Source organism: Pseudomonas sp. H1_A03, from assembly GCF_054685145.1.
The window spans coordinates 2,522,788-2,540,394 of sequence record NZ_CP162829.1; the positions used below are offsets into that span (position 1 = coordinate 2,522,788).

17 protein-coding genes are annotated in these 17,607 nt (G+C 60.9%); 14 read left to right on the forward strand and 3 right to left on the reverse strand.

Going from position 1 to position 17,607, the window contains the following annotated elements; genetic code table 11:
- Nucleotides 1-12: 12 nt before the first annotated feature.
- A complete protein-coding gene (locus AB4O35_RS11585) occupies nucleotides 13-1,881 on the reverse strand; it encodes a putative bifunctional diguanylate cyclase/phosphodiesterase (RefSeq protein ID WP_065945361.1) in 1,869 nt (622 codons plus the stop codon).
- A gap of 218 nt (nucleotides 1,882-2,099) precedes the next feature.
- Here AB4O35_RS11585 and AB4O35_RS11590 point away from each other — a divergent pair, with 218 nt between their 5' ends.
- The 3 genes from AB4O35_RS11590 to AB4O35_RS11600 are packed head-to-tail and all read left to right on the forward strand — an operon-like array spanning nucleotide 2,100 to nucleotide 4,335.
- Nucleotides 2,100-3,425, forward strand: a complete 1,326-nt coding sequence (locus tag AB4O35_RS11590; RefSeq protein ID WP_049709784.1) for a response regulator c-di-GMP phosphodiesterase, NosR family — start codon at nucleotides 2,100-2,102, stop codon at nucleotides 3,423-3,425.
- Complete coding sequence (locus tag AB4O35_RS11595; RefSeq protein ID WP_065872542.1) at nucleotides 3,422-3,832, forward strand: NUDIX hydrolase; 411 nt, start codon at nucleotides 3,422-3,424, stop codon at nucleotides 3,830-3,832. Before AB4O35_RS11590 ends, AB4O35_RS11595 begins: the two co-directional genes overlap by 4 nt.
- Nucleotides 3,829-4,335, forward strand: coding sequence for a GNAT family N-acetyltransferase (locus tag AB4O35_RS11600; protein WP_065872541.1), 507 nt, complete (start codon nucleotides 3,829-3,831; stop codon nucleotides 4,333-4,335). Before AB4O35_RS11595 ends, AB4O35_RS11600 begins: the two co-directional genes overlap by 4 nt.
- A gap of 27 nt (nucleotides 4,336-4,362) precedes the next feature.
- On the opposite strand, the gene metR is transcribed toward AB4O35_RS11600, so the two are convergent.
- Nucleotides 4,363-5,280 carry a transcriptional regulator MetR gene (gene metR, locus AB4O35_RS11605; protein ID WP_049709781.1) on the reverse strand — a complete coding sequence of 306 codons (918 nt, stop codon included), beginning with the start codon at nucleotides 5,278-5,280 and terminating at the stop codon, nucleotides 4,363-4,365.
- Between the two features lie 182 nt (nucleotides 5,281-5,462).
- Between metR and AB4O35_RS11610 the strand changes: the two genes are divergently transcribed.
- The 5 genes from AB4O35_RS11610 to AB4O35_RS11630 all read left to right on the forward strand — a co-directional run bounded on the left by AB4O35_RS11610 (nucleotide 5,463) and on the right by AB4O35_RS11630 (nucleotide 8,996).
- Nucleotides 5,463-6,482 carry an alpha/beta fold hydrolase gene (locus AB4O35_RS11610; RefSeq protein WP_065872540.1) on the forward strand — a complete coding sequence of 340 codons (1,020 nt, stop codon included), beginning with the start codon at nucleotides 5,463-5,465 and terminating at the stop codon, nucleotides 6,480-6,482.
- A 55-nt stretch (nucleotides 6,483-6,537) separates the two neighbouring features.
- Entirely contained in the window at nucleotides 6,538-7,191 is a 654-nt protein-coding gene (locus tag AB4O35_RS11615) for a DsbA family oxidoreductase (protein ID WP_065872539.1), read from the forward strand.
- Nucleotides 7,192-7,297: 106 nt separating this feature from the next.
- Entirely contained in the window at nucleotides 7,298-8,218 is a 921-nt protein-coding gene (locus tag AB4O35_RS11620) for an arginase family protein (protein ID WP_065872538.1), read from the forward strand.
- Entirely contained in the window at nucleotides 8,215-8,595 is a 381-nt protein-coding gene (locus tag AB4O35_RS11625; protein WP_065872537.1) for a DMT family transporter, read from the forward strand. The genes AB4O35_RS11620 and AB4O35_RS11625 overlap by 4 nt, the downstream gene beginning before the upstream one ends.
- Entirely contained in the window at nucleotides 8,592-8,996 is a 405-nt protein-coding gene (locus tag AB4O35_RS11630; RefSeq protein ID WP_065872536.1) for a DMT family transporter, read from the forward strand. The genes AB4O35_RS11625 and AB4O35_RS11630 overlap by 4 nt, the downstream gene beginning before the upstream one ends.
- 122 nt (nucleotides 8,997-9,118) lie before the next feature.
- Here AB4O35_RS11630 and AB4O35_RS11635 read toward each other — a convergent pair whose 3' ends face one another.
- Entirely contained in the window at nucleotides 9,119-9,889 is a 771-nt protein-coding gene (locus tag AB4O35_RS11635; RefSeq protein ID WP_065945362.1) for a MipA/OmpV family protein, read from the reverse strand.
- Between the two features lie 229 nt (nucleotides 9,890-10,118).
- Between AB4O35_RS11635 and AB4O35_RS11640 the strand changes: the two genes are divergently transcribed.
- From AB4O35_RS11640 to AB4O35_RS11665, 6 genes are all read left to right on the forward strand, one after another.
- The gene (locus AB4O35_RS11640) at nucleotides 10,119-10,823 is read left to right on the forward strand and encodes an MtnX-like HAD-IB family phosphatase (RefSeq protein ID WP_065872534.1); all 705 of its coding nucleotides are present in this window, start codon (nucleotides 10,119-10,121) and stop codon (nucleotides 10,821-10,823) included.
- On the forward strand, nucleotides 10,816-12,210 hold the full coding sequence (locus AB4O35_RS11645; RefSeq protein ID WP_065872533.1) for an aspartate aminotransferase family protein: 1,395 nt from the start codon (nucleotides 10,816-10,818) through the stop codon (nucleotides 12,208-12,210). The genes AB4O35_RS11640 and AB4O35_RS11645 overlap by 8 nt, the downstream gene beginning before the upstream one ends.
- Nucleotides 12,207-13,115, forward strand: a complete 909-nt coding sequence (locus tag AB4O35_RS11650; RefSeq protein WP_065880104.1) for an alpha/beta hydrolase — start codon at nucleotides 12,207-12,209, stop codon at nucleotides 13,113-13,115. Before AB4O35_RS11645 ends, AB4O35_RS11650 begins: the two co-directional genes overlap by 4 nt.
- An 85-nt stretch (nucleotides 13,116-13,200) precedes the next feature.
- Nucleotides 13,201-14,325 (forward strand): GNAT family N-acetyltransferase, encoded by a 1,125-nt coding sequence (locus AB4O35_RS11655; protein WP_065872531.1) that lies wholly within the window; start codon nucleotides 13,201-13,203, stop codon nucleotides 14,323-14,325.
- The gene (locus AB4O35_RS11660) at nucleotides 14,325-16,094 is read left to right on the forward strand and encodes a sensor histidine kinase (protein ID WP_065872530.1); all 1,770 of its coding nucleotides are present in this window, start codon (nucleotides 14,325-14,327) and stop codon (nucleotides 16,092-16,094) included. Before AB4O35_RS11655 ends, AB4O35_RS11660 begins: the two co-directional genes overlap by 1 nt.
- On the forward strand, nucleotides 16,084-17,481 hold the full coding sequence (locus AB4O35_RS11665) for a sigma-54-dependent transcriptional regulator (protein ID WP_065872529.1): 1,398 nt from the start codon (nucleotides 16,084-16,086) through the stop codon (nucleotides 17,479-17,481). Before AB4O35_RS11660 ends, AB4O35_RS11665 begins: the two co-directional genes overlap by 11 nt.
- Nucleotides 17,482-17,607 lie beyond the last annotated feature (126 nt).

Consider the following 17,607-nt stretch of genomic DNA (forward strand, 5'->3'; position numbering starts at 1 on the left):
GCAGGCGTAGGGCTATTGATCGGGCATCAGTGTCGCGCAGCCCTTCTGCAGTAACTGGGCGAAGTCCTCTGAGGGCACCGCTTTACTGAACAGATAGCCTTGGCCTTCCTCGCACAGCTGGTGTTGCAGGAAGTTCAATTGCTCGAGGGTTTCTACGCCCTCGGCGATGATAGTCAAGCCCAGGCTTTTGCCCATGCCGATAATAGCGCTGATCAGTTGTTCGTCCTGGCTATTTACCTTCAGGCCATGAATGAACGATTGGTCGATTTTCAGCACGTCGATGGGAAACCGTCGCAGGTAGCTCAGGCTGGAGTAACCCGTGCCGAAATCATCCAGGGCCAGGCGCACGCCCATGGCTTTGATCCTGTTCAGGATATCGACCGTGTCGTCGACATTCTGCATCAGCACGCTTTCAGTGATCTCCAGCTCCAACAGGGCCGGCGGCAGGCGCGTCTGCTTGAGGATCGCGGCGAGGTTGTCGACGAAGTCCCGCTGGCGGAAATCGATGGCTGAGATATTCACAGAGATGCGTAGCGCGGGCAGGCCCATCTCACGCCAGGCTTGTGTTTGTTCACAGGCCTGGCGCAATACCCACTGGGTCAGCTGCACGATCAATCCAGTGTCCTCAGCCACCGGAATGAAGTCAGCCGGGCTGACCCAACCCGAACGCGGTTGAAACCAGCGAAGCAGCGCTTCCGCCCCCACGATCTGCCCGGATTTCAGATCCAGCTTCGGCTGGTAGTGCAGGGCAAATTCGTTGCATTCCAGGGCATGGTGAATCGCGCTTTCCAGGTTTTGCCGGTGTTGGGCGTGCAGGTTCATGTCTTCGGTATAAAAACTGAAATCGTCCGGGCCGCGCTCTTTGCTGGCGTGCATGGCGGTTTCGGCCTGTTTGATCAACTCCACCGCTGTGCCGCTGTCATTGGGGCAAATGCTGATACCCAGGCTGGCGGTGATGCTCAGGTCATGCCCGGCGACGTGACGGGTGGCGCGGATGGCCTTGAGGATCTTTTGCGCAACGTGCTGGGTTTGCTGGGGATGCAAGATGTCGTTGAGCAGGACCACGAACTCGTCGGAACCGTAGCGAAACACCGAATCCGAACTTCGCACCGCCGCCACCAGGCTTTGGCTGACCTGCTGCAGCACCTCATCGCCCACGGGGTAGCCCAGGGCGTTATTGATGCGCTTGAAGCGGTCCAGGCCGATAAACATCACCGCCATTTGCGTGTCATGCCGCCGGCCAAGGGCAATTGCCTGGGTCAGCCGGTCGCCTAACAACGTGCTGTTGGGCAGTTCGGTCAGGGCATCGTAGTGCAGCAGGTGCGAGACTTTGAGCAGCTCCTGCACGCGTTCTTCGACGGTGCGTTCCAGGCTGATCACTTTCAGCGCAATGTCCTGGGCGAGTTGCCATTTCCAGGTCAGGGCGCTGGCCATCTGGCGGATTTCCAGGTGATCGAAGGGCTTTTTCAGGATCAGCAACTGGTCGTTGTACTTTAAGCGCGCTTCGATGGCCTCGAAGGAGTAATCGGAGTAGGCGGTGCACAGGGCGATCTGCAGGTGGGGATCGACGTTCCAGAGGTGTTCGATGGTCTGCAAGCCATCCCAGCCAGGTGGCATGCGCATGTCAATGAAGGCCATGGCATAGGGCGCGTTGGCGGCCAGGGCCTTGTTCACCAGGGCCAGGGCCTCCTGACCCTGATAGGCCGAGTCGAGCTCGAACGCCTGACGCACTTTGGCCGGGGTCCCGAACAGGGCCTCCTCGAGGTTTTCCAGGGAGGGTTCGCCTTCGGCACAGAGGATCTTGCGAAAGTCCTGATGGATCGAGGCGGTGTCATCGACGATCAGAATGCGCCGGTTGGCCCGTACGGAATCCGGGGTCATTGTGCGCACCACAACTGCAAGTGATTCGACGGCATGACGGTTCCTTCCCTGGGTGCATCGTGAGCGGGGCGTCTGCCTGCTCTGACAGCATAGTCGAACTCCCTTGATATCGACGGCTACTTGGCGTCAAATCAAGCCCGCGTGCCAAGCGAGGGAAGACGGCTCGGCACACGGGTTCAATTTAGCTCAATTCAATTTGATTCGAAGGCGCAGCAGGCATGGATGAACAATTCGCTACGCTCTCCACCGCACAACCCACCATTTTGCTGGTCGACGATGAAGAGTCGATCCTCAACAGCTTGCGTCGCCTGTTGCGCGGCCAGCCCTTTAATGTGGTGCTTGCCGGCAGCGGGGCCCAGGCTCTGGAAATAATGGCGGCCCAACCCATCGACCTGATCATGAGCGACGCGCGCATGCCAGGTATGGACGGCGCGCAGTTGCTGGCTGAAGTCCATCGCTTGTATCCCACCACCAGTCGTATCCTGCTGACCGGTTACGCTGACCTGCCGACAATCATCAAGGCGATCAACGAAGGGCAGATCCACCGTTATATCGGCAAACCCTGGAATGACGATGAACTGAAGCTGATCCTGCAGCAGGCCCTGGAACATCAGCGGCTTGAACGCTTGACCCTGGTGCAGAACGAGCAGCTCAAGGCGCTCAATGCGACCTTGGAAAAACGCGTGGAGTCGCGTACCGGCGAGCTGCAGCAGACCGCGGACATGCTCGACCTGGCTTACGAAGAACTCAAGCGCAGCTACGTGACGGGCACCGAAGTGTTTTCGCTGCTGGCCAACCTGCGCTTGCCCAAGGACAAGCAGACCAACCGCCAGTTGATCGAGCTGATCCGTGTGTATTGCGCCTCGCAGGCCATCGACGAGGTCAGCACACGCGACCTCACCATGGCCGCCGCGCTCTATAACATCGGCAAACTGAGCTGGACCGACAGCATGATGACTGCCCCGGCCGATAAACTGCACAGCACCGACCGCGATCTGTACCGCGCCTATCCGACGCAGAGCGAGTCGCTGTTGATGACGCTGGAGCCGATGAAGGATGCGGCGCGGATCATTCGTCATCATCAGGAGCGCTACGACGGCAGTGGTTTCCCCGATCACCTCAAGGAGGATGCGATCCCGTTTGGTTCACGCTTGCTGAAACTGGCGGTGGATTTCATCGAGTTGCAGAAAGGGCTGATCCTTGAGCGACAGATGAACAGTGATGAAGCGCTGCTCTATATCCAAAAGTATGCCGGGCGCCTCTACGATCCGAGCCTGGTCGAGGCTTTCGTGCAGGCTTGTGCCAAGTTCCTCAGTGATGTGACGCTGGGTGATCCCACCGTCAAGGTCCTGACCACCCGTGAGCTGGCTGACGGTATGGTCCTGGCGCGTAACCTCAATGCCGATAACGGCATGCTCCTGCTCAATGCCGGCAAGGTGCTGAACCTGCCGCTGGTGGACAAGCTCATTGCGTTCGAGGCAATGGAAGGCGCGAAATACGCCATTTTTATCAAAGTACCCGAAGAGACAGCAGACCTTTCATGAGCACTTCTACTATCCGCATCGCCGCCGCCCTCCTGATCGGCAGCGACGGCCAAACCCTGCTGGTGCGCAAGCGCGGCACCCAGGCTTTCATGCAACCGGGGGGCAAGATTGACGCTGGCGAGCAACCCGTCGAAGCCCTGGCCCGCGAGCTGCACGAAGAGCTCAACTTGCGTATCGAGCCCAGTGCCGCCGTCTACCTCGGCACGTTTTCCGCACCGGCCGCCAACGAGCCGGGTTTTACCGTGGAAGCCGAGTTGTTCCAGGTGCAGATCGACGTTGCGGTGACCCCCGCCGCCGAAATTGAAGAGGTCCGCTGGATTGACCCGGCCGGTGACGGCGGCTTGCAGTTGGCACCCTTGACGCGCGATTTGATCCTGCCGTTTTACCGCTCATCGCTGACCGCATGATTGTTCGCACGCTGGGGACGCATGACGCCGAGGCCTATCGTGCATTGATGCTCGAGGCCTATGGCGCCTATCCCCAGGCATTCACCTCCAGCGTGGCGGAGCGTGCCGCGATGCCGTTGAGCTGGTGGGAAAAACGCTTGGGCAGTCCGCTGGACCGGCTGCTCGGTGCCTACGAAGGGGATGAGCTGGCCGGCATTGTCGGCCTTGCATACGAGCCACGAGAGAAGGCTCGGCACAAGGTGACGCTGTTCGGCATGTATGTGAACGCGGGCCACCAGCAAAAGGGCTTGGGCCGTCAGTTGGTTGAAGCGGCACTGGATGAGGCGCGTAAGCAGCCGCGCCTCAAGGTGATCCAGCTGACCGTCACGGCCGGTAATGACGCGGCGTTTGCCTTGTACCAACGCTGCGGTTTTATCCAATACGGCCTGGAGCCATTGGCAGTGCGCGTCGGCGTTGAATACTTCGACAAGATCCACATGTGGCGCGAACTGGAAGATCACTGATGTTCAATGTTTTCTAATGAGTGCCGCTCAGCGAACAGCACTCACCCCATCCAGCGTTGAAAACGACGTGTCCTTCGCCGTCAGCAAAAAGTCGCGCATATATGGCGCGTCCAGCATGTCCGCGCGAATCCCCGCGTACAGCGTCGCAAACAAGCCTTTCTCGCCCAGGCGCTTGGCCTTCACGTAACCGCGCGAGCTGTATTCATGCAGCGCCCAATGCGGCATGCCGCACACGCCACGGCCGCTGGCGACCAATTGCATCATCATCACTGTCAGTTCCGAGGTGCGCACCTGGGCCGGTTCGACGTCGGCGGGTTCCAGGAAGCGGGTGAAGATGTCCAGCCGGTCGCGCTCCACCGGGTAGGTGATCAGGGTTTCGGTCAGCAAGTCTTCCGGCACGATGTACGCCTTGTTCGCCAGCGCGTGCTGGTTGGCCACCGCCAGCATGGCTTCGTAGGTGAACAGCGGCACATAGGTGATGCCCGGCAGTTCCAGCGGGTCGGAGGTCACCACCAGGTCGAGGTCGCCGCGCGCCAGGGCCGGCAGCGGCGCGAAGGCGAAACCGGACGCCAGGTCCAGCTCGACTTCCGGCCAGGCATCGCGGAACTGGTCGATGGTCGGCATCAGCCACTGGAAGCAGCTGTGGCATTCAATCGCCATGTGCAAACGCCCGGCGGTGCCGCCGGCCAACCGCGCAATGTCACGCTCGGCGCCGCGCAGCAAGGGCAGGGTGGCGTCGGCCAGTTGCAACAGGCGCAGGCCGGCGCTCGTGAAACGCAGCGGCTTGGTCTTGCGCACGAACAGTTGCATGCCCAGGCGCTCTTCCAGCTCCTTGAACTGGTGGGACAGCGCCGATTGCGTCAGGTGCAGGCGTTCGGCGGCTTCGACCAGGCTGTCAGCCTCGCGCAGGGCGTGCAGGGTCTTGAGGTGACGGATTTCGAGCACGGGCTCTCCATGAAGATAATTTGTGACGAAGGCGGATGGCGTGAGTTTGTCTCATGTTGCAACGTGTGTCGACCATGACCGCTGGGCACTCTTCATCAAACTGTCATGGAAGTGTGGCAGCGCGCTTGAACAAACTTCATCAGACTCGCGCTCTACTGGGGTTCTGCGTTTCGGTGTTTTTCATGCGCGTGTTGTTTTTACTGGCCGCTTTACTGTTCGGCCTGCCGTCTTTTGCGGCTTCTCGATGTGATGTCAATGTCCCGACCCAAACGGTCGACCTGGCTCAGGTGAGCATTGCTTACCAGAGCATCGGTCGTGCGTCCGACCCTGCCTTGTTGCTGGTGATGGGCCTGGGCGGGCAGTTGATCCACTGGCCGGACGAAGTGGTGGTCGCCCTGTGTCAACAGGGTTTCCGGGTGATCCGCTACGACAACCGTGACGTCGGCCTGTCGACCTGGCGCCAGGCGCCGGTAAACGCCAACCTGACCTTTGAGGTACTGCGCTACAAGCTCGGCCTGCCGGTGGCGGCACCCTACACGCTGACGGATATGGCCGACGACGCCCTGGGCTTGATGGACGCCTTGCAGATCCAGCAGTTTCACGTACTGGGCGCAAGCATGGGCGGCATGATCGCCCAGCACCTGGCGGCGATGGCGCCGCAGCGCGTGGAAAGCCTGACCCTGATCATGACCAGCTCCGGTGCCGAAGGCTTGCCGGCACCCAATGCGGCGCTGGTGCAGTTGTTGTCGCGACGCAGTGCGCCGAATCGTGAAGTGGCGCTGGAGCAGCAGGCCGATTTGCTCGCGGCGCTGGGCAGCCCGAACGTGAAGGATGATCGCCAGGCGTTGCTGCACCAGGCGGCGCTGTCTTACGACCGCGCCTTCAACCCGGAAGGCGTGAAGCGCCAGATCATGGCGATCCTCGCCGAACCGAGCCGCGTGCCGTTGCTCAACCAACTGCGTGTACCGACGCTGGTGGTCCACGGCACCGCCGATCCGTTGCTGCCGGTGATGCACGGCGTGCACCTGGCGGCGCATATCCAGGGCAGCCAGTTGAAGTTGATTCCCGGCATGGCCCATCGTTTCCAGGAAGCGTTCAAGGCGCCGCTGCTGACAGCGGTGTTGCCGTACCTGCAGGCTCATCGCGAAGATGCCGCACATTGGGCGCAGATTGACCCGGTCGCGCCTTCGAAGCTGCTGTGACATTGGTGTATCGTGCACCCTTTACGGCGTATTGAAGCCTGCGAGGTTGCCTACCATGAGTACTCCCCTGAAAATCGATTTCGTCAGCGACGTGTCCTGCCCCTGGTGCATCATCGGCCTGCGCGGCCTGACCGAAGCCCTCGACCAGCTTGGCGCCGAAGTACAGGCCGAGATCCATTTCCAGCCGTTTGAGCTGAACCCGAACATGCCCGCCGAGGGCCAGAACATCGTCGAGCACATCACCGAAAAATACGGCTCCACTGCCGAAGAGTCCCAGGCAAACCGTGCGCGAATCCGCGACATGGGGGCTGAGTTGGGCTTTGCTTTTCGCACCGATGGTCAGAGCCGTATCTACAACACCTTCGACGCCCATCGCCTGCTGCATTGGGCCGGGCTGGAAGGCTTGCAGTACAACCTCAAGGAAGCGCTGTTCAAGGCGTATTTCACCGATGGGCAGGACCCTTCCGATCATGCGACGCTGGCGATCATCGCCGAAAGCGTTGGCCTGGATATCAAACGTGCGGCCGAGATTCTTGCTTGCGATGAATACGCCGCCGATGTCCGCGAACAGGAACAGCTGTGGACTTCCCGTGGCGTGACCTCGGTGCCGACCATTGTGTTCAACGATCAGTACGCCGTCAGCGGTGGCCAACCGGCCGAGGCATTTGTCGGCGCGATTCGGCAGATCATCAGCGAAGCCAAATCCTAAAGTCGAGCGCAGTTCAAAGTGTGGGAGCGGGCTTGCTCATTGTCTTCAAGATAGGCGCTGGCCCGTCCCTTGCATTGACCCCCTAAAGCCCTAGGGGAACACTGCCTTGAACATTCTTGACCTCGACCACAGCCTCACCGGCCAGGCGCCGATTGCCCGGCGTTTGGCCAGCGGCCGTGCCACGCGTATCGACCTGCTGGACCTGGGCCCCAAGCTGCGCCTGTGGTCCACCGAAAAAACCTGGAAGCGCTTCGCTGAACGCCTGGCCCTGCGGCCTCGGCCTAAGGATGCGCGGCCGGAAATCCTGTTTGTCGGCTCCGGCGATTATCACCACCTGACGCCGGCGTTTCTCGCCGACTTGAAAGAACCCATCAGCCTGATCCACTTCGACAACCACCCCGACTGGGTGCGCTTTGCGCCCAAACGTCACTGTGGCTCCTGGGTCAACCGTGCGCTGAAAATGCCGGCGATCAAACGCATCGTCACCCTCGGCCCGTGCAGCGATGACCTGCATAACCCACAACTGCGTGGCGGCAACCTCGGTGCCCTCAAGCGCGGGCACTTGCAGCTGTTTCCCTGGCAGCATCCGCCGTCGAAAGTCTGGGGGCGGGTGGGGGATGGCGCCGGCCATCAGCAGCGCGAAGACCATTTGCATTGGCGCAACCTGGCCGAGCTGGACTGGACCGCGTTCCTCGATCAGATGATCAGCAGCCTGCCCACCGAAGCGATCTGGATCACCCTCGACAAGGATGTGCTGGCCAGCGAAGACGCGGCCACCAACTGGGACCAGGGCGGCATGCGCTTGACCCACCTGCTGCAAGCCCTGCGGGCGTTGGCGGCGCGCAAACGCATCATCGGTATCGACGTGTGCGGCGAGTTCGCCACACCGGCGTTCAGCAATGCGTTCAAGCGCTGGGAGGCCAAGTCCGACCAGCCACCGCCCGAGCGCTGGAGCGCAGAGGATCTGCAGCGCAATGCGGCGACCAATGAAGCCCTGATCGACCTGTTTGAGGAGCTGTTTCCGTGACGTTGACGGTGGTGTTGCTGGTGGCGTTTTCCATCGTGCTCGATGTGATCGGCCAACTGTGTTTCAAGCTCGGCCTGGACCGTTTACCCGAGCTGGACGGCGGTTTCCGCCTGAACGCGTTCTGGGGCCAGGTGTTTAATGCGCCGTTGCTGTGGGCGGGGATCGGTGCGTATGTCGTCGAGTTTTTCGTCTGGCTTGAAGCCCTGTCGCGTGCGCCGCTGAGCCTGCTGTTTCCAGCGGCGGCGCTCGCCTATTGCGGGGTGGTGCTGGCGGGCAAGGTGGTGCTGGGCGAAACCGTCAGCCGCCGCCGTTGGATGGGCACGCTGGTGATTACGTTGGGTGTGATGTTGGTGGCAATTGCAGGGAGTCAGGCATGAATACGCAAATGATGAATACCGGATGGCTGCACGGGCGCTTCGGCACTGTGGTGTTGTGGGCCTTGTTGATCTGCACCGAAAGCGCTGGCCAGTTGTTTACCAAAGTGGCCGGTAATCAATTGGGGCAGATGGATTTCAACTGGCAATGGCTGGGTGAGGTGGCCCGCAACCCAGGCATTCTGGCGGCGATAGCCTGCTACATCGGCGCGTTCTTCGTGTGGATGCTGATCCTGCGGCGCAGCAGCCTGTCCCTGGCGTTCCCGCTGAGCTCACTGGTGTTTGTGGTGGTGTTGCTCGGTTCGTGGCTGGGGCTGGGGGAACACATCAGCCCGCTGCACTGGGTGGGGGTAGCGGTGATTATTGGCGGGATTGCTTTGCTGGCGGAAGGCGAAGAGAACTGAGGTCTCTCTCACTCTCTCGTAGCAGCTGTCGAGCCCCAGCGAGGCTGCGTCGGACGCGCTGCCGATTCAGGATCGAGTCGCGCCTGACGCAGCCTCGCTGGGGCTCGACAGCTGCTACGGAATTAATCGAATTTGTAGCTGATCGCCGTCTGCACCTGGCCCTGATTCACGTCGCCGGTTTGCTTGACGATGCTGCTGTCCGCCGCCGAGCCCACCAAATGCACCCAACTGGCACTGGTCAGCAGCGACCATTTTGCGTCCAGCGGGAACTCGAAACTCTGGGTCAGCGTCACGTTCTGGAAACCACCACTGGCGTTGTACGGGCGAATCCCGGAGGCCGCGGATTCATTGGCATCTACCCCAAAATACGTCTGGGTCTGGCGCGCGTCGGCGAAGTTCGCCGCCAGGCCGGTGCTGCCGATGATCCCGCCGCCCAGTGGGTACCCGAGTTCGCTGCCGAGCTTGCCCAGCGCGCCGCTTTGCGAATGCCCGCCGCCCACGGCCTGGCCCAGCCGCGCATAGATGCGCCAGAAATCGGCGGGCGCGTACTGGATGAAGCCGCCTATCTCAGCCATGTCCGATACATTGCGCAAACCTTGCAGCGAGCCGTTGGAGGTGCGTCCTTGCAGGTAATTGATATAGGGGCCGGCGGTGAGACCGTTGGTGTTCAGCGCGCTCCAGGTCAAGCCGTCATCGGTGCTCAGGCTGACATCGCCCCAGTCCAGATCCAGGTACGGCACGGGCCGTGTTTCATAGCGGCTGCCGGTGGGGTCGTGGGGCTGGTAGCTGAAGCCCGCGCCCACTTCGCCAGTGATTGCATCGGCCCGGACCGTGCTGGAGAAGCCGCACAGCCCCAGTAAACCGGCGAATACAGCAGAAGTAGCCTTGAGCATGGAGCCGTTTCCTCGTCTGGATAGGCACGCATGAACGCGCGAAGGGCCCTCCGTACGCAAGCACTCATCTTGTTTGTAGCAAGCTACAAAAATTGTAGCTTGCACGACACATATTGCCTCGGCACATCAGGCAAAGCCCCGGCCCCGCTGGGCGCCGGCCAGTTGGCACACTCCCTGCTCTACCCCCTTGTGCAAGCGCACTGAGCGCGCCCCTACAAGGTAAACGTAGATGATCCACTGGCATATCGTGTGTGATTTCGACGGGACCATTACTCCCACCGATGTCATCGACAACGTCCTCCAACGCTTCGCCGGCCCCGAGTGGGAAACCATCGAACAGGAATGGCTGGATGGGCACATCGGTTCACGCGAATGCCTGAGCCGCCAACTGGCGCTGATCAAGGCAACGCCCTCCGAACTGCTGGCGTATTTCGACAGCGTCGAGATTGACCCGGACTTCCCGGACTTCGTCGATCACGTGATCGGCCTGGGCGCGTCCATTGAAGTGGTCAGTGACGGCATCGAGCAGGGCATCGCGCGGATCCTCTCGCGCAACTACGTGACCTTGCTGCCGATCCTCGCCAACCGCCTGCGCCAGGTCGACCAGAACAGCTGGCGCATCGACTTCCCGTACGCCAGCGACGCCTGCCGTGCCGCTTCCGGCAACTGCAAGTGCAAATCCACCCCGCGCCACAAACGCGTGCTGGTGATCGGCGACGGCAAGTCCGACATGTGCGTGGCCTCCACCGCCGACTTCGTCTTCGCCAAGGGCAGCCTCGCCGACTACTGCGTGGCCAACCACATCCCTCACGCGCGCTTCGACACCTTTGCCGAAGTGCCTGCATTGCTGGCGCTGCTGCCACAAGGCATCGCCGCCAACGCCACCACCTTCAACACCTCTTCCGACAATCAGGAACTCTTCCACCATGTCTGATATCCGTATCGCTACCGCCGAAGACCAGATCCTTCTGGATAAAGAAGCCAAATACTGCTCCTACGGCGACACCGTCCACTACATCGAGCCGCCGCGTATTTTCAGCCGTTGCGAAGGCTCCTACGTGTGGGACACCGAGGACCAGGCCTACCTCGACCTGCAAATGTGGTACTCGGCGGTCAACTTCGGCTACGCCAACCCGCGCCTGAACAATGCGTTGAAACAGCAGATCGACACCCTGCCGCAAATCGCCAGCCAGTACCTGCACAAGGGCAAGATCGAGCTGTCGGAAATGATCGCGGTGGACGCCAAGAAGAAGTTCGGCCTCGACGGTCGCGTGCACTTCAACGTGGGCGGTTCGCAGTCCATCGAAGACTCCTTGAAGGTGGTGCGTAACGCTTCCAACGGCAAGAGCCTGATGTTCGCCTTCGAAGGCGGCTACCACGGCCGTACGCTCGGCGCGTCGTCGATCACCTCGAGCTTCCGCTACCGTCGCCGCTACGGCCACTTTGGTGAGCGCGCCAACTTCATTCCGTTCCCGTACCACTTCCGCGGCCCTAAAGGCATGACCAAGGAAGAATACGGCAGCCAGTGTGTGCAGCAATTCGCCCGCTTGTTCGAGACCGAATACAACGGCGTCTGGGACCCGAAAACCAATCAGTGTGAATACGCAGCCTTCTACGTCGAGCCGATCCAGGGCACCGGCGGCTACGTGATCCCGCCGATGAACTTCTACCGCGAACTCAAGCATGTGCTGGATCAGCACGGCATCCTGATGGTCTCCGACGAAATCCAGATGGGTTTCTATCGCACCGGCAAACTGTGGTCGATCGAGCACTTCGACGTGCAGCCGGACGTGATCGTCTTTGGCAAGGCGCTGACCAACGGCCTCAACCCGCTGGGCGGCATCTGGGCCCGTGAAGAGTTGATCAACCCCAAAGTCTTCCCACCAGGCTCGACCCACTCCACCTTCGCCTCCAACCCGTTGGGCACGGCGGTGGGCCTGGAAATGTTCAAGATGACCAACGAAGTCGACTACGGCGCGATGGTCATGGCCAAGGGCAAGTTCTTCCTTGAAGGCCTGCAAGACCTGCAGAAACGTTTCCCGATCATTGGCGACGTTGACGGCCTGGGCCTGGCCCTGCGCTGCGAAATCTGCGGCCCAGACGGTTTCACGCCAGACAAGGCGACCCTGGACTACATGGTCGAAGAAGGCATGAAAGGCGACATGGTCGTAGATGGCCAGAAACTCGGCCTGATCCTCGACGTGGGTGGTTACTACAAAAACGTGATCACCCTGGCACCGTCCCTGGAAATCAGCTACCCGGAAATCGAACTGGGCCTGAAGTTGCTCGAACAACTGCTGGTGCGGGCGACTAATCGGTGAGCCAGGCAGAGATCGACCTCGGTGAAGGTACTGCCGGTTTCGTTCTCGGTGAAGGTCCGGTCGGGATCCTGTTGATCCACGGCCTGACCGGCACCCCGACGGAATTGCGCCAGGTCGCCAAGGGCCTCGCCAAGGCGGGCAATTGCACGGTGTATGTGCCCACCCTGGCCGGGCACTGCGGTGACAACAGCGACCTGCAGGCCACGGGCTGGCGCGACTGGTACGAAGGCGTGCGCAGGACCTTCGTCGGTGTGAAACAGCGGCACGAGCAGGTCTTTGTCGGTGGTTTGTCGATGGGCGCGGTGATGTCGATGTACCTGGCGTCGGAGCATCCAGGCCAGGTCGCCGGCTTGCTGATGTACTCCACCACGCTCAAGTACGACGGCTGGAGCATCAACAAAATGGCGTTCATCACGCCGTTGCTGATCCGTATTCCGTTCGGCGTGCGCCTGTTCCGGTTTACCGAGAAACCGCCCTACGGCATCAAGAACGAACGCCTGCGGGCCATCGTTGAACGGCAGATGAAAGAGGGCGAAAGCAGCGAAGCGGGCTTGTTGACGATGGAAGGCGTGACCGTGCGTGAATTGCACTGGATGAACGCCGTGGTCAAAAAACGCATGCCATCGATCAACGTACCGGCGCTGGTGTTGCATTCCATCGAGGACGACATCACCAGCCGCTGGAACGCCGATTACGTGGAGCGCCACTTGGGCGGGCCGGTGACCAAGATTCTGTTGGACAACTGCTACCACATGATCACCGTCGACCTGCAATACCGCCGGGTGATCGAGTTGAGTGCCGAGTTCATCGACCAGCACACGCATTATGTTCTGCCAAATCGGGTCGGTGTGGGAGCTGTCGAGCTTAAGCGAGGCTGCGATGCAGGCGCCTCGGTCTATCAGTGAAACCTGGGTGATGCTATCGCAGCCTCGCTGGGGCTCGACAGCTCCCACATTGGATCGGCGTTCGCCAAAGAAATAAGGGAAATACGTGATTACCACCCAAGCCTTCCCAACCATCCGGGCCATCCAGCGCAGTGCCTGGAACGACTGTTTCCCGGGCGCTCTGGAGGACTGGGACTATTACGTCGCCGTGGAAAACGCCGCTATCGATGATTTTCAGTGGCGTTACCTGGCTGTCTATGAAAATGGAACGCTGGTGGCGGTGGCCGCCGCGTTCATTACTCATTATCGCCTCGACACCACGGTATCGGGCGCCGGCAAGCGCCTGACCGAGCGTGTAGAGCGGCTGTGGCCCGGGCTTTTGCAGTTGGGGTTGTATGCCCTCGGCTCTCCGGTGGCCGAACGTTGCGACGTGGGTTTCGCCAGTGGTGTGGCAGATGCGCGCCGCCCGCAGATGCTCAAGCACCTGCTGGAAGCCGCGCGCCGGGATGCTGATGACGTGGGTATCGGCCTGGTGGCGGTCAAGGACGCGCCGAGCAGAGACCCGCATTGGCTCGAGAGTTGCCGGGCGGCAGGCTTTCAAAGCATGCCGAGCCTGCCCACCGGCGTGTTGCCGCTGCCTTATGGATCGGTAGATGCTTACCTCGGCTCGCTGGGCAAATCCACCCGCAAGGACCTGCGCCGCAAACTGCGTGCGCCGGGGCCGCGGGTGGAATGGCGGCGCAATATCGACGACGTGTTGCCCGAAGTCATGCGCCTTTACGAAGCCACGCTGACACGCGCCGAGTTGCAGTTCGAACGGCTGCCTGCCGGCTACTTCACCGGCGTGCTCGAGCGGCTTGATCAGCGCGCGGTCTGTGTTCTTTACTGGGTAGACGAGCGACTGGTGGCGTTCAACCTGATGCTGGTGGACGAACAACGGCTGGTGGACAAGTTTTTCGGGCACGACGTCGCGTTCACCCGCGACTACAACCTGTACTTCCGTAGTTGGCTGACCAACGTCGACTACTGTATTCAGCATAATATTGCGTTGTATGAGTGCGGGCAGGCCGGGTATGCCAGTAAGCTGCGCCTGGGCTGTGAGTTCCAGGGTAACCGTGTGTTTTTCCGCCACCGCAACCGGCTGGTCAACGGCCTGCTCAAGCTTGTAAAAGTGTTTATTCGACCGGACCGTTCCGACCCCGCCATGGCTGCTGCGATAAGCGAAACCTGATGATTACCAAGACCCGCCAGAAAGCCCGCCCCTTTGCCATTTCGCGCTGGAGCGTCCAGCGCAAGCTGGTGCTGGCGTTCTGGTTGGTCAGTGTGATCCCGACCATGATCGCGGCGGAGTTGGCCGCCACCACGTTGTCGCAGATCTTCGACAGCAACGTGCGCATCTGGCTGCAGGAATCCACCAAGATCGTCAAGGACGAGATCGGCGATATCCTTCATGACAACGCGCGTATGGCCAAATTGTTCCTGCGCTACACCAGCCCGCCTGAGAGCAAGCAAGCCGCCAAACACGACCGGCTGACCGCCGACATTGCCGATGCCACCGATATCGACGTGGTAGCGTTGATTCGCACCAGTGACCAAAAAGTCGTGTTCAGTACCGCCGCCTCCGACATCGTCAAGCAGATCAGCCTGGCCAAAAATACGGTGTTGCAGACTGTGCAGGTGGGGGGCGTGTCCACCGGCATCGTGGTCTCGACGTTCGAGACCTCCCAGGACGGCGTTGATTACGAGCTGCTGGTCGGGACTTACCTGGACAGCAGTTTCCTCACCAGCGTGGCCGATGTGCATTCCCTCGACCTGCGCCTGTACCTGGCCAACCCGGACGGTTTTTCCGAGATTTTCTCGACCCAACGGTTTGAGGATCACCCTTCGCGCATCCCCAAGAACGTCGAAACCGCGATGCGCGCCACAAGGCAGCCCAGCGAGCAGTTCACCAATAACTACAGCGGTTTGTACTGGCCGATCTTCAATGATGCCGGTGACCTGCAAGGCGTGATTTTCAGCGGCCTGCTGCGCCACACCAGCCTGGTTGGGCTGGTGAACCAGAGCAATCTGTTCGTGCTGATCTTCCTGCTCAGTTCGGCGCTGTCGTTGGCGGCCGGGGTGTTGGTGTCGCGACGCCTGACCAAGCCTTTGCGCGACCTGTCCCAAGGTGTAAATGCGGTGATTTCCGGCGACTACGCGCACCGCGTGGAGGTCAGCGGCGGCGACGAGCTGGCGCAGTTGAGCAGCACCTTCAACCATATGACCGAGCGCCTGGGCGAGTTGCATCACCTTGAAGCCCAGTTGCGTCGACGTGATCGCCTGCACGCCTTGGGTGAAGTCGCCATGGGCCTGGCGCACGAGATCCGCAACCCACTGGGGATCATCAAGACGGCGACGCAACTGCTGCACCGTCGCGCTGACCTGGCGGAAACCGACAAGCGTCACCTGGAATACGTGATCAGTGAAGTCAGCCGCATCAACGACCTGATCACCGAGTTTCTCGACTTTGCCAAGCCCAACCCGCCGTTGCGCGTGCTGCAGCCAACGCGACCCTTGGTGGAGGAAATCCTCGGCTTCTGCGGCCCGGAATTGGCCACCCATAACATCGATGCACACATCGATGACCAGGCGCCGGGGGCGACGATTTACGCGGATGCCAAGCAGCTCAAACAGGCGTGCCTCAACCTGATTCTCAACGCCATCGACGCAATGCCCGAAGGCGGGCGCCTGACCCTGGGCATTCGCACCGTGGGCGAAAATACGGTGATCAGCATCGCCGACACTGGCCAGGGCATTCCGGCGGAAATGGTCGAGCGTATCTTCACGCCATTCGTCACCACCAAGGCTTCCGGCACCGGCCTGGGCCTGGCTAAAGTCTATTCGATCATGGAAAGTCACGACGGCAGCATCGAATGTGCCAGCGAGAAAGATGCCGGCGCCACGTTCAGCCTGTACATTCCGGCGATGGGCGAAGACGACGAGGACAGTCATGACGCATAACATTCTGGTAGTCGACGACGAACCCAAGCTCTGCGACCTGCTCGCCTCGGCCCTGGGCCAGAACGACGTGCAGGTGTTTATCGCCGGCAACGGCCTGCACGCGCTCAAGGTGCTGGAGCAGGAAGACATCGACCTGGTGATCAGCGACTGGCGCATGCCCGGCATGGACGGGCCGGCGCTGCTGGCCGAGATCAAGGTGCGCTACCCGCACGTGCCGGTGATTGTGATGACCGCCTACAGCACAGTGAAAAACGCCGTGCAGTCGATGCGCAACGGCGCCTACGACTACATCGCCAAGCCATTCGATATCGATGAGCTGGACATCACCGTGGCCAAGGCCCTGCAATTTCGCGACATCATGCGCGACAACGCACGCCTGCGTGCCGAGCTGGATGAGCACGCGCAGTTCGACAGCCTGGTGGGCGACAGTCCGGCGTTTCGCAAAGTGCTGCAAGCGGTCGACTCGGTGCGCGACAGCAGCGCCACCATCCTGCTGACCGGCGAAAGCGGCACCGGCAAGGAAATGGTCGCACGCGCTATCCACAAACACGGCTGCCGGGCTGACAAACCGTTCGTGGCGGTCAATTGCGCGGCGATCCCGGAAGGCTTGCTGGAAAGCGAAATGTTCGGCCATCGCAAAGGCGCGTTTACCGGCGCTGTGGCTGATCGGGTAGGGCGCTTCCAGCAGGCTGATAAAGGCACCTTGTTTCTGGATGAAGTGGGCGATATGCCCCTGGCGTTACAGGCCAAGATCCTGCGCGCCTTGCAGGAACGGGTGATCGAACCGGTGGGCGACCCCCGCGAGCGCAAGGTGGATGTGCGGGTAATCGCCGCCACCAATAAGAACCTGCTGGAGGCGGTGGCTAACAAAGAGTTTCGCGAAGACCTGTATTACCGCCTCAACGTGTTCCCGATTCCTTTGCCGGCGTTGCGCGAGCGTGTGGAGGACATTGCGCCCCTGGCTCGTCACTTCGCCCAGACCCTCAGTGCCACTGCCGGCAAGCGCATTACGGGTTTCAGTGCCGAAGCGTTGCAGGCGATGGCGGCGTATCACTGGCCGGGCAATATTCGTGAATTGCAGAACTGCGTGGAGCGGGCGACCATCGTGGCCGCCTCACCCGTGATCGAAGATATCGACCTGCCGGGTTATTTGTTTGCCTCGACGCCGAGCGAGGGCGGCGTGACTGCGATCCTCAGCGACGGGCCGGGGATTCCTCAGGATCTGGATGCGGCGCTGGCAGAGGTGGAGAAGGCCTACATACTCGCGGCGTTGCAAGAAAGCAATGGCGTGCAGGCTGCGGCGGCGGCGAAGATCGGGATATCCGAGAGGAGTTTCTGGTACCGCCTGAAGAAGCTGGGGATTCAAGTGGACAAAATAGTCCGCTGACCTACCTGACACACCTCAATTCAAATGTGGGAGCTGGCTTGCCTGCGATAGCGGTGTATCAGCCAACTCATCTGGCGCAGACATACCGCAATCGCAGGCAAGCCAGCTCCCACAGTTTGATCGAGT

What these genes read in the sequence shown, in the direction of transcription:
- AB4O35_RS11585 (WP_065945361.1), bottom strand. Translation starts at nt 1,881, where the DNA reads ATGACCCCGGATTCCGTACGGGCCAACCGGCGCATTCTGATCGTCGAT.
- AB4O35_RS11590 (WP_049709784.1), top strand. Translation starts at nt 2,100, where the DNA reads ATGGATGAACAATTCGCTACGCTCTCCACCGCACAACCCACCATTTTG.
- AB4O35_RS11595 (WP_065872542.1), top strand. Translation starts at nt 3,422, where the DNA reads ATGAGCACTTCTACTATCCGCATCGCCGCCGCCCTCCTGATCGGCAGC.
- AB4O35_RS11600 (WP_065872541.1), top strand. Translation starts at nt 3,829, where the DNA reads ATGATTGTTCGCACGCTGGGGACGCATGACGCCGAGGCCTATCGTGCA.
- AB4O35_RS11610 (WP_065872540.1), top strand. Translation starts at nt 5,463, where the DNA reads ATGCGCGTGTTGTTTTTACTGGCCGCTTTACTGTTCGGCCTGCCGTCT.
- AB4O35_RS11615 (WP_065872539.1), top strand. Translation starts at nt 6,538, where the DNA reads ATGAGTACTCCCCTGAAAATCGATTTCGTCAGCGACGTGTCCTGCCCC.
- AB4O35_RS11630 (WP_065872536.1), top strand. Translation starts at nt 8,592, where the DNA reads ATGAATACGCAAATGATGAATACCGGATGGCTGCACGGGCGCTTCGGC.
- AB4O35_RS11635 (WP_065945362.1), bottom strand. Translation starts at nt 9,889, where the DNA reads ATGCTCAAGGCTACTTCTGCTGTATTCGCCGGTTTACTGGGGCTGTGC.
- AB4O35_RS11640 (WP_065872534.1), top strand. Translation starts at nt 10,119, where the DNA reads ATGATCCACTGGCATATCGTGTGTGATTTCGACGGGACCATTACTCCC.
- AB4O35_RS11645 (WP_065872533.1), top strand. Translation starts at nt 10,816, where the DNA reads ATGTCTGATATCCGTATCGCTACCGCCGAAGACCAGATCCTTCTGGAT.
- AB4O35_RS11660 (WP_065872530.1), top strand. Translation starts at nt 14,325, where the DNA reads ATGATTACCAAGACCCGCCAGAAAGCCCGCCCCTTTGCCATTTCGCGC.
- AB4O35_RS11665 (WP_065872529.1), top strand. Translation starts at nt 16,084, where the DNA reads ATGACGCATAACATTCTGGTAGTCGACGACGAACCCAAGCTCTGCGAC.